Annotated in this window: 16 protein-coding genes; 5 read left to right on the top strand and 11 right to left on the bottom strand. The window is 74.6% G+C overall.

The window, feature by feature from the left end:
• The coding region (locus ACH9D2_RS14775) for a hypothetical protein (RefSeq protein WP_396363570.1) at nt 1–365 on the bottom strand (365 nt) is incomplete at its 3' end.
• Nucleotides 366–504: 139 nt separating this feature from the next.
• On the opposite strand from ACH9D2_RS14775, the gene ACH9D2_RS14770 reads away from it, so the two are divergent.
• Entirely contained in the window at nt 505–1026 is a 522-nt protein-coding gene (locus tag ACH9D2_RS14770; RefSeq protein WP_396363569.1) for a hypothetical protein, read from the top strand.
• Nucleotides 1027–1065: 39 nt separating this feature from the next.
• Here the strand turns inward: ACH9D2_RS14770 and ACH9D2_RS14765 are convergent, their stop codons facing one another.
• The 4 genes from ACH9D2_RS14765 to ACH9D2_RS14750 all read right to left on the bottom strand — a co-directional run bounded on the left by ACH9D2_RS14765 (nt 1066) and on the right by ACH9D2_RS14750 (nt 6519).
• Nucleotides 1066–2301, bottom strand: a complete 1236-nt coding sequence (locus ACH9D2_RS14765) for an FG-GAP-like repeat-containing protein (RefSeq protein ID WP_396363568.1) — start codon at nt 2299–2301, stop codon at nt 1066–1068.
• Nucleotides 2302–2653: 352 nt separating this feature from the next.
• Nucleotides 2654–3877, bottom strand: a complete 1224-nt coding sequence (locus ACH9D2_RS14760) for an FG-GAP-like repeat-containing protein (protein ID WP_396363567.1) — start codon at nt 3875–3877, stop codon at nt 2654–2656.
• A gap of 290 nt (nt 3878–4167) precedes the next feature.
• Nucleotides 4168–4401 carry a hypothetical protein gene (locus ACH9D2_RS14755; RefSeq protein ID WP_396363566.1) on the bottom strand — a complete coding sequence of 78 codons (234 nt, stop codon included), beginning with the start codon at nt 4399–4401 and terminating at the stop codon, nt 4168–4170.
• A gap of 123 nt (nt 4402–4524) precedes the next feature.
• Entirely contained in the window at nt 4525–6519 is a 1995-nt protein-coding gene (locus ACH9D2_RS14750; protein ID WP_396363565.1) for a serine hydrolase, read from the bottom strand.
• 106 nt (nt 6520–6625) lie between these two features.
• Here ACH9D2_RS14750 and ACH9D2_RS14745 point away from each other — a divergent pair, with 106 nt between their 5' ends.
• Together ACH9D2_RS14745 and ACH9D2_RS14740 are read left to right on the top strand one after the other, a co-directional pair.
• Complete coding sequence (locus ACH9D2_RS14745; RefSeq protein ID WP_396363564.1) at nt 6626–7324, top strand: hypothetical protein; 699 nt, start codon at nt 6626–6628, stop codon at nt 7322–7324.
• Nucleotides 7321–8082 carry a DUF6544 family protein gene (locus ACH9D2_RS14740; RefSeq protein ID WP_396363563.1) on the top strand — a complete coding sequence of 254 codons (762 nt, stop codon included), beginning with the start codon at nt 7321–7323 and terminating at the stop codon, nt 8080–8082. Before ACH9D2_RS14745 ends, ACH9D2_RS14740 begins: the two co-directional genes overlap by 4 nt.
• 36 nt (nt 8083–8118) lie before the next feature.
• Here the strand turns inward: ACH9D2_RS14740 and ACH9D2_RS14735 are convergent, their stop codons facing one another.
• From ACH9D2_RS14735 to ACH9D2_RS14725, 3 genes are all read right to left on the bottom strand, one after another.
• Entirely contained in the window at nt 8119–9726 is a 1608-nt protein-coding gene (locus ACH9D2_RS14735) for a DUF4389 domain-containing protein (protein WP_396363562.1), read from the bottom strand.
• Between the two features lie 57 nt (nt 9727–9783).
• Nucleotides 9784–10299 carry a flavodoxin domain-containing protein gene (locus tag ACH9D2_RS14730; protein WP_396363561.1) on the bottom strand — a complete coding sequence of 172 codons (516 nt, stop codon included), beginning with the start codon at nt 10297–10299 and terminating at the stop codon, nt 9784–9786.
• Between the two features lie 114 nt (nt 10300–10413).
• Entirely contained in the window at nt 10414–11412 is a 999-nt protein-coding gene (locus ACH9D2_RS14725; RefSeq protein ID WP_396363560.1) for a zinc-dependent alcohol dehydrogenase family protein, read from the bottom strand.
• Between the two features lie 274 nt (nt 11413–11686).
• Here ACH9D2_RS14725 and ACH9D2_RS14720 point away from each other — a divergent pair, with 274 nt between their 5' ends.
• Nucleotides 11687–12553 (top strand): VOC family protein, encoded by an 867-nt coding sequence (locus ACH9D2_RS14720; RefSeq protein ID WP_396363559.1) that lies wholly within the window; start codon nt 11687–11689, stop codon nt 12551–12553.
• Nucleotides 12554–12616: 63 nt separating this feature from the next.
• On the opposite strand, the gene ACH9D2_RS14715 is transcribed toward ACH9D2_RS14720, so the two are convergent.
• The 3 genes from ACH9D2_RS14715 to ACH9D2_RS14705 form a co-directional block, all read right to left on the bottom strand.
• The gene (locus ACH9D2_RS14715; RefSeq protein WP_396363558.1) at nt 12617–12874 is read right to left on the bottom strand and encodes a DUF6480 family protein; all 258 of its coding nucleotides are present in this window, start codon (nt 12872–12874) and stop codon (nt 12617–12619) included.
• 157 nt (nt 12875–13031) lie between these two features.
• On the bottom strand, nt 13032–13403 hold the full coding sequence (locus tag ACH9D2_RS14710) for a fluoride efflux transporter FluC (protein ID WP_396363557.1): 372 nt from the start codon (nt 13401–13403) through the stop codon (nt 13032–13034).
• Nucleotides 13400–13810, bottom strand: coding sequence for a CrcB family protein (locus ACH9D2_RS14705; protein ID WP_396363556.1), 411 nt, complete (start codon nt 13808–13810; stop codon nt 13400–13402). Before ACH9D2_RS14705 ends, ACH9D2_RS14710 begins: the two co-directional genes overlap by 4 nt.
• Nucleotides 13811–13885: 75 nt before the next feature.
• On the opposite strand from ACH9D2_RS14705, the gene ACH9D2_RS14700 reads away from it, so the two are divergent.
• Nucleotides 13886–14968: an FUSC family protein gene (locus tag ACH9D2_RS14700; RefSeq protein ID WP_396363555.1), complete on the top strand. Its 1083-nt coding sequence runs from the start codon at nt 13886–13888 to the stop codon at nt 14966–14968.
• Nucleotides 14969–14997: the final 29 nt, after the last annotated feature.

Raw genomic sequence — 14997 nt, 5'->3', positions numbered from 1 at the left:
TCGCGGTTGACGAGGTAGTTGGCGGTCTCCTCGTCGGTGAGGCGCATCAGCCGGTCACGGTCGCCGGGTTCGCTGAACAGGTCGCCGGCGGCCACGGTGCCGGTGGCCTCGACCTCGTCGCCGGGGCGCAGATCGGCGGGCATCTCGCTCACGAACACCACCGTCTGCTCATCGCCCATGGTCAGGAACTCCTCCCCGTAGATGCCTTCCACGTCGTTGGTGAGGGTGATCTGCTGGCCGACCAGTTCCTCGGTGGAGACCCCGGACTGGTCCAGCTGGGTCAGCCGGGTCTCGTCCTGGCAGCCGGTCAGCAGCAGCGCCCCGGTCAGGCCGGCCACGGCAAGGGTCAGGGTGCGGTGGGTCATCGGCGTGCTCCTCGGTGGTTCGGGCGGGAAGTGCTCCGGGCTCAGTGCCATCGATCTGGGACCACCCACCCTAGTCGCCGGAGCAGCCGGGGGACACGGAGAGGGCCGTTAGGCCGGGGCCGGCGGGACGGAACCGACGGTGCCGCTCCTCGGGCCCGGCACGAGCCCGCCGGCCCGGTTCGCCCCCGAGAGGACTCCGCTGGCCCACCCAGCTGCCCGGGACGACGAGGCGGTTCCCGGCCGCCGGGGACACCGGCACCGGCGTCTTCGCCGCGTCCTCACGGGTCTGGTGGCGGTCGTGGTCGCCGTGGGCCTGCTCGTGGTCGGCTACGGGGTGGCGATCGAGCCGCGGCTGGTGATGATGCACCACCCGACCACGTTCCCGCAGCTGGCCGCCGGGACCGCTCCGCTGGCGGTGGCCGGGCACACCCACTGCGGGCAGATCGCCCTGCCCCTGCTGTCCCGGTGGTCCTGTCTGGGGCTGACCGAGGAGGAGGAGCTCGTGGCCGAGGGCTTCGCCGCGGCCGAGGGCTTCGCCGCGGCCGGTTACGGTGCCGCGGGCAATGGGATGCTCCTGACCTGCGGGATCGGGTTCAGCCTGCTGCCCGTGCGGATCAACGCTCCGCCCCAGCTGCTGACCGTCGAACTGCGCCCGGCCTGAAGCGGCTCCGTTCCGGCTCGGAGGACCCCGCCGGGCACGTCAGGACAGGCCGACATAGGTGGCCGAGTACCCGAAGCCGACGACGTCGTCACGGCCGTCCCCGTTGACGTCCCCGAGCAGGCGTGGGAACCGGGCAGGGTCCCAGCCGTCCGACCAGCCGAAGGAGGACGACGTCAGCTCGGGGCCGATGAAGAAGTCGTCGTCCCCGTAGGCCGCGTGGACGCCCGCGTTGCCGAAGCCGACCACGTCCAGGATGCCGTCGCCGTTGAGGTCGGCGAGGTCCCGCGGGTGCCGTTCGGTGCGCCAGCCCTGTGCGACGCCGAAGTCGGCGAGCTCGAGCGAGACCGGGAGGTACTTCGGCTCCCCCGGGGCGGAGGGCCGGGAGTAGGCGGCGAGGACGCCGCGGTGGCCGAAGCCGACGACGTCCGCGGGGCCGTGCCCGTTGACGTTGCCGACCTCCCGGGGGTGACGGTCGACCCGCCAGCCCTGGGCGTACCCGAAGTCGGGGATCTCCAGCGCGGGCTGGGTGAACGTGTCCCCGAGCACCGAGAAGTAGGAGACGTACGTGCCGGCGTCCCCGAAGCCGACGATGTCGGCCGTCCCGTTCTCGTCCATGTCGGCGAGCATCCGCGGGTGCCGGTCGACCCGCCAGCCGCGGTCCCAGCCGTAGCTGTCGATCCGCTCGGCGGTGCCGTCGAAGGCGCGGTCCGTCCGGCCGTGGGAGACGGTCACGCCGGAGTACCCGAAGCCGACGACGTCCGCCGTTCCGTTCCCGGTGAGGTCGGCGAGCATCCGCGGGTGCTGGTCGACCCGCCAGCCCTGGTCCCAGCCGAACTCGCGGAGCTTCAGCTCCGGCGCCGTGAAGCTGCCGTCGGGCTGCGCGTAGGAGACGATCACGCCGGCGTTGCCGAAGCCGACGAGATCGGCGCGTCCGTCGCCGTCGACGTCGGCCGGCGTGCGCACGTGCCGCTGGTTGCTCCAGCCCTGCGCGCTGCCGAAGTCGCGGACCGCCAGCACCGGTGCGGCGAAGGTGCCGTCGGCCCGGCCGTGGGCGACGAAGACGCCGGGGTCGCCGAAGGCCACGATGTCGGCGCGTCCGTCCCCGTCGACGTCGGCGAGCTCGCGCACGTGCTGGTCGACCCGCCAGCCGTCGACGTAGGAGAGGAAACCCTGGGCGGACACCGCGTGGGCGGGTCCTGCGAGGGCGATGCCGGTGGTGACCAGCGCCGTCGCGGAGAATCCGGTGAGCAGACAGGTGATCGGTGAACGTTTCATGGCGGAACCTCCAGGTGCCGGGAGCGGAGAACTCGGTCCGGATCGCCGGACGGCGGGTGGGAAGCCGATCGACCTCCATCGACCGGCGAGGGGCCGTGGGCTCGGCAGGCGTTCCGGGACCGTGGTCCACCGGTGACCGCATCCTGCCGGGCAGACGGAACAACTGGGGTGGACCAGCCCGGATCCGTGCGTATGCCTACGCGAAGGGGTCTCCGGAACGTGCTGAACCGTGATCCCGGGCTCCTGCGCGGGGTTCCGGCGAGGGAGGGCGTCCCGCCGGCCGCTGCCACGACCGGTGGGACGCCCTCCGTCTCCCTCACGCCCTGCTTCGCGCCACGATGGCGCGGAGCACTCAGAAGAGTTCGATGTAGGTGGAGGAGTAGCCGAAACCGACGACGTCGTCGCGACCGTCGCCGTTCACGTCACCGAGCTCCCGCGGGAACCGGTCCTCGGTCCAGCCCTGGGCCAGCCCGAAGTTCGCGACCTCCAGGGCGGGGGCGCTGAACGTGCTGTTCGCCCGGCCGTAGGAGACCCAGGTGCCGCCGTAGCCGAAGCCGACGATGTCCTCGATCCCGTCCCCGTTCATGTCGGCGAGCTCCCGCGGGTGCTGGCCCACGGTCCAGCCCTGGGCCACCCCGAAGTTCTGCACCTTCCGGGTCGCTGCGCTCAGATTGCCGTTGGCCTGGCCGTAGGAGACCCACGTGCCGCCGTAGCCGAAGCCGACGATGTCGTCGCGGCCGTCGCCGTTCACGTCACCGACCTCCCGCGGGTGCTGGTCCACGGTCCAGCCCTGGGCCGCCCCGAAGTTCTGCAGCTTCAGCGCGGGAGCCGTGAAGGTGTTGTCGGTCCGGCCGTAGGAGACCCAGGTGCCCGCGTAGCCGAAGCCGACGATGTCGTCGAGCCCGTCACCGTTGATGTCGGCCAGTTCCCGCGGGTACCGGTCCTCGTTCCAGCCCTGGTCGGAGCCGAAGCTGCCCAGCTTCAGCGCGGGAGCCGTGAAGGTGTTGCCGGCCTGCCCGTAGGAGACGTAGGTGCCGGCGTTGCCGAAGGCCACGATGTCGTCGCGGCCGTCGCCGTTGACGTCCCCGAGCACCCGGAGGTGATCGGCGACGGTCCAGCCCTGGTCGGAGCCGAAGCTGCCCAGTTTCAGCGCCGGGGCGGTGAAGCTGCCGTCGGCCTGCCCGTAGGAGACGTAGGTGCCGGCGTTGCCGAAGGCCACGATGTCGTCGCGGCCGTCGCCGTTGACGTCCCCGAGCAGCCGCGGGTGCTCGTCCACGCGCCAGCCCTGGTCGTAGCCGAAACTGCCCAGCCTCAGCTGCGGCGCGCCGAACGTGCCGTTCGCCCGGCCGAGGGCCACGTAGGTGCCGCGGTAGCCGAAGCCCACGACGTCCTGCCTGCCGTCGCCGTTGACGTCGGCGAGCTCCCGCACGTGCAGGTCGACACGCCATCCGTTGGTGTAGGTGAAGTAGGGCTGGGCAGCGGCCTGGGCCGCGGTGCCGGTGAGAGCCACGCCCCCGGCGGCCAGGGCGACGGTGGTGGCTCCGGTCAGCAGGCGCGAGGTCGGTGAGTGCTTCATGTCGGTTCCCCCAAGAAACGAGCAGCTGATGCCTTGCGGATGGATTCCGGCCACAAGACCTTCACCGTCGGCCGCACAGGAGGCGGGCGGGGACGCCATGGCCCGTCCAGCGCTCCCGGAGCTCGGCCCTCGTCGGCGGGACCGATCGTCATCGGCCGGGCCGGTTCAGTAGGAGGAGTGGGATGGCTGGTCCGACCAGCGTAAATGTCTATGCATCCACTCACCAGGGGTGGTGCGGAGGGCGGAAATCTGTCGTCGCAAACGTTCGCGATCGTGAACCACCCGGGGCGTCAGCGCCGGATGCCGCGCCGGAAGTACAGGACGGGGCCCACGAAGTTGACGGCGATGATCGCCGCCCACTTCCCCTTGCTGCCGTTGACCTCCTCCGCGGGGCGCAGGGCGAGGTCCGCCCAGGCGGTGGCGGCCAGCGAGACCTGCACGGACGCCAGTGTCAGCAGCGCGGTCTGCTGCCCCGGCGTGAGGTCCTTCCACCTGGTGCTCTTCCTGGTGCCGATGCGCGTCATGGCCGTCCTCCCGGTGCTCGGGGACCCGGTGGTCCCGGCGGCCGCTCCGTCGGCGGCCCGTGGCACTCATGCTGGTGCGGGCGCCGCCGGCAGTCAACGCCCGCCCTCCGCCCAGCGCGGTCGTCAGATGCTGATGTCGGGCCACAGGACGCGGAACGCCACCGCGTAGCCGGCGACCCAGGCCAGGGACAGGGTCAGCAGCGCCGTCCCGGCCACGGCGACCACCCCGCGCCGGTGCCGGATCGCGTCGGCCAGGTGCAGGGCGGCGGGCACCACGCCGAGGACGCCCAGGAGCAGGAGCGCCTGCCCGAGACGGGTGAGGGGCCGCACCAGGGACAGGTCCGGCTGGACGCTCGCGGCGAACAGCACGAGCCCCGCCAGCACGGCCACCGGAGCCGCGTAGGCCAGCCGCCGCACCCGCCGGGACCGGGCGCCGGTCTCCGGCGGGCCCCACCGCCGGCGCCGCCGCAGGCGGTTCACCGGCCAGGCGACCAGCGTCACGACGAGGACCAGCAGCGCCGCGAGCATCAGCAGGTGGGGCACGAACAGCCCGTGCCAGGCGCTCACCCTGCCCTCGGTGCTGTAGGCGACCAGCGCCACGTCCCGGACACCGTCCTCGCCGGCCCGCGCCGCGAGGGTGGCCGTGCCCCCGGGCTCCCGCCACAACCACGGCTCGACCTCGCGCATCGTGGTGGGGGGAGCGGCGAGGGACCCGACGCGGATCGTCCCGTCCGGGCCCGCAGTCACCGTGGTGATCCCGAGCGCTCCCACCAGCGCCGCGGCGCTCGACTCCGCCCGCCGTTCGCTGCGGTAGTGGCCGGCCACCGCGGCGGTCCGCTCGGCGGCGCCGGCAGGGAGCGCCGGTGCCGCCCCCTCGGGCGGGGCGACGTAGCGGCGGGCGAACTGCTGGACCAGCTGCCGCCGCACCACCGCGGTGCTGAGCGCGCGCACCCCGTTGCCGTTGAGGGAGACGAACAGACCCGTGTCCGCGTCGGTGAACAGGGCCAGCTCGCTGTGGAACAGGTTCGTGTCGCCGCCGTGCGAGAGCACCCGCTCCCCGTGCATCTCGTGGCCCCGGAAGCCCAGCGTCATCTGCTCCGCGGCGCCGAGCCCGTCGAGGGACGCGGGCGGCAGCGCCGGGGCGTGCATGGCCGCGAGCGCCTCGGGGCCCAGGACGGCGCCGGGGCCGTGGCCCAGGTGCAGGTTCAGGAACGCGGCCATGTCCCGGGCGGTGCTGCTCACGGATCCGGCGGGCGGGACGGAGATGTGCTCGAAGGGCGCGGGGTCCGCCCCCGGCGCCGGGAAACCGCCCGCCATCCGGTCGGAGAGCTCCCGCGGGAGCGGCTGCTCGGCGGTGCTCGAGCTCATGCCCAGCGGGTCGAGGATCTCCCGTCGGACGTACTCCTCGAACGGGACACCGGTGACCTCCTGGACGACGTAGCCGGCCAGGGCCAGGCCGTAGTTGGAGTACGCCGGGGTGGTTCCCGGTGCGAAGAGCTGCTGCGGCGGGTCCTCGGCCAGCTCGGTGCGCAGGTCACGGACCTTCTCGGCGTCCGGGGTGATGACGTGGTCCACGCGCTCCTCGAAGCCGGCGGTGTGGCTCAGCAGGTGCCGCAGCGTCACCGTGCCCAGGGGCAGCTCGAGCGGGAAGTCGAGGTGCTCGCGGACGTCGGCGTCCAGGTCCAGGGCACCGCGCTCCACCTGTTGCAGCACGGCCGTGGCAGTGAAGAGCTTGGACACCGACCCGATCCGGAACAGGTGGTGCTCGGGGTCCACGGGGGTGGCACCCGGAACGAGCCGGGGACGGTCCGCCGCGCCGAAACCGCGCAGCGTGACGATCTCGCCGCCGGAGACGACGGCCACCGTGGCCCCGGGGAGGCGCTCGGCGTCCAGAAGGGCAGGGACCAGGCCGTCGAGCCACGTGTCGACGTCGTCGGCGGTCAGCTCCCGCACGTCCTGGCCGTTCTGTCCCCCGTGCTCCAGCGCGGCGGCGGAGGGCGGCACCGCCAGGTGCGCGAGCAGCAGCAGCGCCGCGAGGAGCAGCGCGAGCACCGCCCCGGGGGCCCGAGGAGGAGCCGTGGGGCACGACGACGGTGCCGGGAGCCGGTGCACGCGCATGGGGCCATCCTGCTCCTCCACCGGCTCCCGTGTCCGAGTGTGACCGGCGGCCACGGATCTCCGTCCGGAGGGGACCGGGGCCGGGGCACCGGTCTAGCCTGGGGGCATGACCCGGTCCCGGACCCCGTCGCAGACCGCTCCCGGCCCCGTCCTGTGGCCGGTCGCCGGAGCGGCCGCCGGGCTGCTCTCCGTGCTCCTCGGCATCGCCGGGGGGCTCCTCGAGACCGCGCTCTCCGGTCCCTGGCCGGCCACCGGGGACCCCGCCTACGGGCCGTTCCTGGCGCGCAACCGTGGGCCCGTGCTGGCGCAGAGCATGCTCTTCGTCCTCGGCCAGGCGGCGCTGGTCTGCTTCCTCGGCTGGGTGTGGGCACGCCTGCTGCGGGCGGAGGGCGCGCCCGGCACGGTGTCCGCCGTGGCCTTCGGGGCCGGGTTCATGGCGGCGGCCCTGAACATTGCCGGCCAGGGGGTGCAGCTCGTGCTGACCATGCCGGCGGCGGCGTCGATGGACGCGGCCACGGCGAGCGCGGTGACGGACCTGTGCGTGGTCCTCCTCGCCCTGGCCAACCTCCCGCTCGCGGTCTCGTTCGCCGCCGTCGCCGCGCTCTCCCTCGCCCGCGGCGCGTACCCGCGGTGGCTCGGCGGGATCGCCGCCGGGGCGGCCGTCGCGGCCCTGCTCTCCGTCCTCTCCCTCGTGCCCACCGCGGGGCCGCTCTCCCCGATGGGCGGGCTCACCACGGCCCTGCGCCTGGTGCCCCTCTTGTGGTACCTGCCGGCCGCCGTCGTGATGCTCAGGAGCCGGTCGTGACCGGGTGGCTGCCGCGCGGCGCCCGCAGGCACTGGGCGGACCTGCACCGCCCAGGCCATCCGCCCCCGCCCGCGGTGGACGCCGCGGTGATCGCCGGTCTGCCCGAGCCCGCGCGCCGCTGGCTGGAGCGGGCCGTGCCGCCCGGCACCCCGGCGTGGTCCGTGGCGGAGCTGTCGATGCGCGGCGAGATCCGGCTCGGCGGCTCGTGGCGCGCCTTCTCCGCCCGGCAGCTCGTCGCGCCCGGCACCGGCTTCGTGTGGGCCGCCCGCACCCGGCTCCTCGGCCTGCCGGTCGCGGGCTACGACCGGTACGGCCCCGGCGGTGGTGAGCTGCGGTGGCGGCTGCTGGGTGTCCTGCCCGTGATGTCGGCCGCGGGCCCGGACATCACCCGCAGCGCCGCGGGCCGGCTCGCCGGCGAGAGCATCACCGTTCCACCGGCCTGTCTGGGCGCCACCTGGTCCGAGGGGCCGGCCCCGGACACCGCCGTCATGTCCTGGGTCCTCGGCGGTGAGCGCGAGGACGCCCTGCTCCGGGTCGACCAGGAGGGCCGGCTCCGCGAACTGAGCATGCAGCGGTGGGGCGATCCCGACGGCACCGGGTTCGGCCGCCACCCCTTCGGGGTCGCGCTGTCCGGGGAGACCGACTTCGCCGGCGTGCGCGTGCCCACCGTCCTGCGTGCCGGCTGGGCGTGGGGGACCGACCGGCAGGCCGCGGGCGAGTTCTTCCGGGCGCGGATCGAGGCCGTCCGATTCCGTTGAGCGGCTCTCCCCGAACGCCCCGTCCGGGAGGACGGGTCAGCGGGCCGGGTCCTGGCCGCCCCGATCGTCCCCCGGCCCGTCGCCCGGCCGGTCCCCGGCCCGGTCGTGCGCCCGGTCCTGCGCCGGACGGCCCCAGGGCGCCGCCGCCTCGTGGGGCGGGGACTCCACGGGACGGGGCTCCACGGGACCCTGGTCGAGCCGGAACGGCGGGTACTCGTCACGCATCAGCAGCACGTAGGCGAGGACCCGGTTGACCCAGCGGTTGATGCCCATGACCAGCGCGAACAGCTCGGGGCGGTACCGGCCCGTGAAGAGCAGGAGCACGCCGGCCACGAGCACGAGCAGGCCGAGCAGGGACGGCCCCCAACCGGTGGTCGTCGTGCCGTCGTCGCCGGTGCTGCTCCACGTGCTCCCGCCGCCTGCGAGCACCCCGATGATCAGCAGGTGCGGGATCGCCAGGAGCCACCACTTCACGAGCACGAGACCCCGGGAGAGCCGCTCCGGATAGGCGACCTCCAGCTCCGCGGGATGGTCCGCGCGCGCCAGGGTGAAGGGCGGGTACCGATCGGTGCCCAGGGCCGAGTACGAGTAGAACCCCACCCGCCAGCTCCACCGCAGCACCCCCACGCAGAAGGAGAACCACGAGGGCGGGTACCGGCCCGTGAACAGCACGGCGACCCCGGCGGCCACCGTGGTGACCACGAGCGCGAACCACAGCACGGCCAGCACGATCAGGTGCGGGATCACCAGCAACCACTTGACCAGCCACAGCCACCGGGACAGCCCCGCGTCGAGGAAGCCGGTCACGCGCACGGGGGAGACCGGCCGCGGGGTCCCGTCCCGGTCCGGGACCCCGGCGAGCACCGCGCCCGGACCGGTGCCGCGCGGCGGCGTGCGCGGGTCGATGTCCCGGCCCAGCCCGGCGGCGCCGAGCAGCAGCAGCGGGACGCCCACGACGAGGCCGATCAGCCCGCCGACCAGCTGGCCGCTGGCCAGGGGGCCCAGGAGCTCGGAGCGCGCCCCGAGCTGCAGGTCCGCCCAGACCGGCCGGGTGGCGTCGGCGTTCATCACCACGAGCGTCCAGCTGCCCGAGCGCAGGTCCAGGACCAGCTCCCGGGTGCCGGTGCCCTGGTCCGTGTCGGCCCAGAAGGTCTGGTTCCCGGGCCGGTCGGGCACCCGTTCGCCGGGCACCCGGGCGGAGGTGTCGTCCCCGGACTCCGTGGCGCTGCCCAGCTCGGCGTGGGCGACGCCCTCGAGGTACCGGTCGACGTCCCCGGTCTCGGCCACGCCCACGAAGATCTCCTGCCGGGGGTCGGCCGCCGTCACGCGCACCTGCACGCGGCCGAGCCGGTCGAGGAAGGGCATGGGCGAGACCCGGGTGTCGCCGACGTCGAGCACGGCGGGCGGGCCGACCAGGGCGTAGGTGATGGTCTGGTGCCGGTCCGGGGACGTCGTGAGGAAGCGCCCGTCCTGCTGGGCCGCGGCGGCGCCGGCGAGGACGAGACCGCTGACGAGCGCCGCCAGGCCCAGGGCGGTCAGGAGGGCGCCCAGGGCCAGCAGCACCCACTGACCGGGTCTGGTGCGGCGCGGGGCGCCGTGCCGGTCGGACGGACGGAGCGGGCGGGAGACGGGGTGCTCGTTCATGGGAGCTCCTGAGGGGTCGGACAGCCGGCCGGGACCCGGTGCGGGACGTCCGGGGGGTCAGAGGGCGGCGGCGAGGTCGCGGCCCCACGCGACGGCCCGCTCCTCCTCACCGGGGACCAGCTCGTTGCCCATGGTCACGAGGAAGCTCTCCGGCTCCGCGATTAGCTCGTAGCGGTGCTCCTCGAGGGCGCGCGCGATCTTCTGCGAGGCGCGGCCGGTGAGCATCGCCGGGCCCTTGATCCGGGTGTCGAAGGCGGTCGCCCGGCCGCCCTCCGCGTCCAGGGCGGCCAGCCATTCGCGGACCCCGGGCCCGGTCGCCGAGCCGTCCACGTCCAGGTGGTGGCGGGAGGCGTCCCGCACGGCCTGCTCGCGGGAGTTCTCCCGGCTCAGCCCGTGGCCGTGGGTGGGGGCGCCGACCACCAGCACGTCACCGGCCACCGGCGGATGCCGCTGCGCCTCGGCGGTCGAGCGCACCTCCGCGGGGGCCCCTGCCTCGGTGAGCACCCGTCCGATCGCCTCGGCGATCCGGTGGGTGTTGCCGTACATGGACTCGTAGACCACCAGGACGGTCATGGCGGGTCTCCTCTCTGCGGTCTGCTCGATGTGCTTCCCCAAGGGCGGTCCCCGCCCGGCTGTCCCTTGCCGCACGGCCCGGCGGACCGTGCCCGGGGCCTGCGGCGCCACGGCTCACACGCGCAGCACGGCGGCTCCCGTGACCCGGTCCGCGGCCAGGTCCGCCAGGGCCCGGTCGGCCGCGCGCAGGGGGTAGGGGACGGTGCTGGGGCGCAGCCCCAGCCGGGCGGCCAGCCGCAGGAACTCCTCGCCGTCCTGCCGGGTGTTGGCGGTCACGCTGCGCAGCTGCCGCTCCTGGAAGAGCTCCGCGGCGTAGTCGAGGGCCGGGACGTCGCTGAGGTGGATCCCGGCGACGGCGAGGGTGCCGCCCCGGTCCAGGGCGCGCAGCGCCGGGGGGACGAGCGTGCCCACGGGGGCGAAGAGGATCGCCGCGTCCAGGGGCACCGGAGGAGGCTCGTCGGCCTCGCCCACGAAGGCGGCGCCCAGCTCGCGGGCCAGCTCGCGCGCCGCCGCCGAGCGGGTCATGACGTGGACCTCCGCGCCCTGGTGCAGGGCCACCTGGGCGGCGAGGTGGGCGGAGGCCCCGAAGCCGTAGATGCCCAGCCGGCCCCCGGGCGGCAGCTCGGCGCGCCGCAGCGCCCGGTAGCCGATGATCCCGGCGCACAGCAGCGGGGCCGCGTGCTCGTCGTCGAACTCCTCGGGCAGGTGATACGCGAAGGCCTCGGGGGCCAGGGTGAGCTCCGCGTATCCGCCGTCCTGGTCCCACCCGGTGAAGCGGGGGGCCGTGCAGAGGTTCTCCCGCCCGCGGCGGCAGAAGCGGCAGCGGCCGCAGGTGTGCCGCAGCCACGCGACGCCCACGCGCTCGCCCTTCCGGAACCGGGCGCACCCGGGGCCCGCGCGCACCACCTCGCCCACGATCTCGTGGCCCGGGATCACCCCCGCCCGGTGCAGGGGGAGGTCGCCCTCCGCGAGGTGCAGGTCGGTGCGGCACACCCCGCAGGCCCGCACCCGGACGAGCAGCTCCCCGGCTCCCGGCACGGGGTCGGGGCACTGTCCGAACCGCATCGGCCCGCCGGCGACGGGACCGGGCTCATCGATCCACCACGCACGCATGCTGTCCTCGTCGATCCCCCGGGGGAGGGCTCCGGCCGCGGCCGTGACCCCTGTCCTGCTCCGAGTCTAGGAACGGATCGCGGGCCCCGGCAGGAAACGAGAAATGTTAACGCCCCGCGCGCGGGGGAGCGCCCCGGGCCCGCGAATGTCGGCGGGAGGTGTTCCCAACCGGGGCGCGGGGGACGACCATGGGGGACGAAGGACCGCCCGGGTGCGGCCCGCGTCGCAGGCGCCCGGACCGACCGGTCCCGGCGCGCGACGAGAGGACTCAGGCATGACCGAGCGCATCGACCGATGGCCTACGGGGGCTCCGTGCTGGGCGGACATCATGGTCTCGGACCTGGACCGTTCCATGGACTTCTACGCCACCGTGCTCGGGTGGCGGTTCACGCCCTCGGAGCCGGAGTACGGCGGCTACTGCAACGCCCTGGTGGACGGCGAGCCGGTGGCGGGGATGTCGCCGGCGCTGCCCGACATGGAGGACGACCCGCACGCGTGGGCGGTCTACCTCGCGTCGGACGACATCGTGGCCACCGGCCGGGCTGCGGTGGCGGCCGGCGCGCGGCAGCTGTTCGAGCCGATGGCCGTGGGCAGCTTCGGCACCATGGGCGTGTGGATCGATCCCACGGGGGCGGCCTTCGGGGTGTGGCAACCGCAGGAGCACACCGGGTTCAGCATCGTCGGCAAGCACGGGACCGTGGCCTGGTGCGACCTCCTGACCTCCGACCAGGCGGCCGCCGAGCGGTTCTACGCCGAGGTCTTCGGCTACACGTACCAGGACATCGGCACGCGGCACGAGGCGTACGCGGTGTTCACGGTCCCGGGCATGGACCGTTCGGCCGGCGGGATCGGCGTGCCTGCCCAGGACGTCGACCACCTGCAGGAGGCCCCGCCGCTGTGGTGGGTCTGCTTCGAGGTCGACGACGCCGACACCGCCGCCGAGCGGGTCGTCGCCGCGGGGGGCACGCTGGTCCAGGAGCCGGAGGAGTTCGGCTACGGGGAACTGGTCTTCGCCGCCGGCCCGGACGGCGAGCGCTTCGCCATGATGGGCCCGTCCTCGGCGGACTGGACCGAGGAGGACGACGAGGACACCGACGAGGACACCGACGGGCACACCGGTGAGGACGACGGGCGGCCGTGAGCGCGGACCCCGGCCGTCGGCGGCCCGGGTCGCCGGGCGGCCCGGCGCCTCAGGGCCGGGGGCTCAGAACATGCCCACGACGGCGCCGACGAACCACAGCACCGCGAACAGCACCACGAGGCCGAGGATGACCGCCAGCGCGATCTTCCCCTTCGACGAGTCGCCGGGCCGGTCGACGTCGAGCTCGTGGTTGGTGGGCCCCACGCCCGAGCCGGCGTCGGGCGGGGTGTCTCCCTCGATGCTCTTGCCGGACTCCTCGTTCAGGGCGTCGCGGGCCTTCTCGGGGTCGTTGCGCGCGTTCTCGGGGTCGATGTCGGCCACGGGGTCCTGCTTTCTCGGGTCGGACGTGCTGGAACGGATGCTCCCAACAGAATAGCAAGCCTGCTGGTGAAATAGATCGTCTCCTGCCCGGAGGCCCCGGCGAGGAGCTGCGGGTCGGGGCCCGGGACCCCGCGCTCACCGCCGGGCGGACCACTGCTCAGAACAGCGGCGCGGCCGCGGCCAGCCCCGCGAGCACGGCGAGCACGGTGAGCGCACCGGTGCCCGCGGCGTTGAGCAGCGCGCGGCGCGCCCTCCCGTCCCGGGCCAGCCGCACGGTGTCGGCCATCGCGGTGGAGAAGGTGGTGTACCCACCGCAGAAGCCGATCACGGAGGCCGCGGCGGCGGGCCCGCCCAGCGTGCCGGCCAGCGCGGCGCCGGACAGGAGCCCGGCGAGGAAGGAGCCGCTCACGTTGACGACCACCGTGCCGGCGGGGAAGGACGTCGCCCACCGCTGCCGCACGGCCCCGTCCACCGCGAACCGGGCCATCGCCCCCAGTCCGCCGAGGAGGCAGATCAGCAGGACGGTCACGCGCGCCGCCCCCGGGCCGCGAGGACGGTGCCGGCGAGGCAGGCCAGGAACCCGCACCCCAGCGAGATCCCCACGTAGGCCAGTGCCTGACCCGTGGCCCCGCCCGCCAGCAGCCGCTCCGCCTCGAGGGCGAGCGAGGAGAACGTCGTGAACCCGCCCAGCGCCCCGGTGCCGACGCCGAGGCGCAGCAGGCTCCCGCGGGGAGTCTCGGCGCCGCGCAGCAGGAGGGACTCCAGGAGCAACCCCAGCAGGAACGCCCCGAGCAGGTTCGCCGCCAGGGTGGCCAGGGGCCAGCCGGCCACCGTCGGCACCAGCAGGGCGAGGCCGTGACGGGCGGCGGTGCCCAGTGCCCCGCCGGCTCCCACAGCGAGGACCAGCAGCAGGCGCCGGTGCGGCGGTCGGCTCATGGGGTCTCCTCGGGGCGGGCTCCCGGAGGAGCGGTCGGCGGCTCGATCCTACCGGCGGGTCCGTAGGATGTCCGGGTGCATACCATACGCGGGGCCCGGCTCCTCCTGGCCCTCAAGACCGCGCTCGCCGTGGCCCTGTCCTGGGTCGTCGCCCAGCGGATGCCCGGGGTGATCGACGACTACCCGTACTACGCCCCGCTCGGCGCGATCTCCGCGATGTACCCGACCGTGCTGGGCTCGGTCCGGGCGGGGCTGCAGACGGTCGCGGGCATCGCCCTGGGCATCATGCTGGCCGCGGGAGTCCTGCTGGTCGGTGAGCCCAACCTCGTGACGGTCCCGGTGGCGGTCGGCCTGGGCGTCCTCCTGGCGGGCATCCGCCAGCTCGGGGCGGGGGCGGAGTACGTCCCGGTCGGTGCCCTGTTCGTCCTCATCCTCGGGGGCCAGGACGCCGAGGGCTTCTCGGCGGGCTTCCTCGTGCAGATGTCGGTGGGCGTCGCGATCGGCCTGATCGTCAACGTGACGGTCATCCCGCCCCTGGACTTCCGCACCGCACGCCTGCAGCTCGACCGGCTGCAGAACGTCGTCGTCGACTACCTCGAGGACGTCGCCGGGGAGCTCGCGGAGCCCGGCACCACCGGCGGGCGGGACTGGGGCCAGCGCAACCACGCGCTGGTGCGGATCACGGGCGAGGTGCGCGAGGCCGTCGACGAGTCGGCGCGCAGCGCCCGCGGGAACCCCCGGATGGTGCTGCGCCGCCGCCGGCGGCGCACCGCAGTCTCGGAGGACCCCGGCTACGACTCCCTGCTGAAGCTCGAGAACGTGATCTTCCACGTCCGGGGCTTCACGGACGCGGTGCGCGAGCTCTACGACCACGAGCAGCGCGACTGGCTGGTGCCCGCGGCCCTGAGTGCCCGGCTCGCCGAGGCGGTGCAGTCCGCCGCCGACGTGGTGCGCGCGTGGGCCGACAGCGAGGATCCCGAGGAGGCGGCCGAGCGGGTGCGCTCCCTGGTGGGCCGGCTCAACTCCGACCTCACCGACCCCTCCCGGGCGGAGGACCGGCTCGTCATGGCCGCGGCCCAGGACCTCGCCCGGTTCGTGGCGATCCTGGCCCCGCCGACCGCTCCGACGGCCGGCAGCAGCGCCGTGACCCGGGACTGAGAACTCCGCCGGCCGGGGAGCGGCGCCGT

The organism is Kocuria rhizosphaericola, from assembly GCF_044462205.1.
Classification (GTDB): Bacteria; Actinomycetota; Actinomycetes; order Actinomycetales; family Micrococcaceae; genus Kocuria; species Kocuria rhizosphaericola.
The sequence above is the reverse complement of the archived record's forward strand: the minus strand, read 5'-3'. Positions and strand labels throughout refer to the sequence as shown.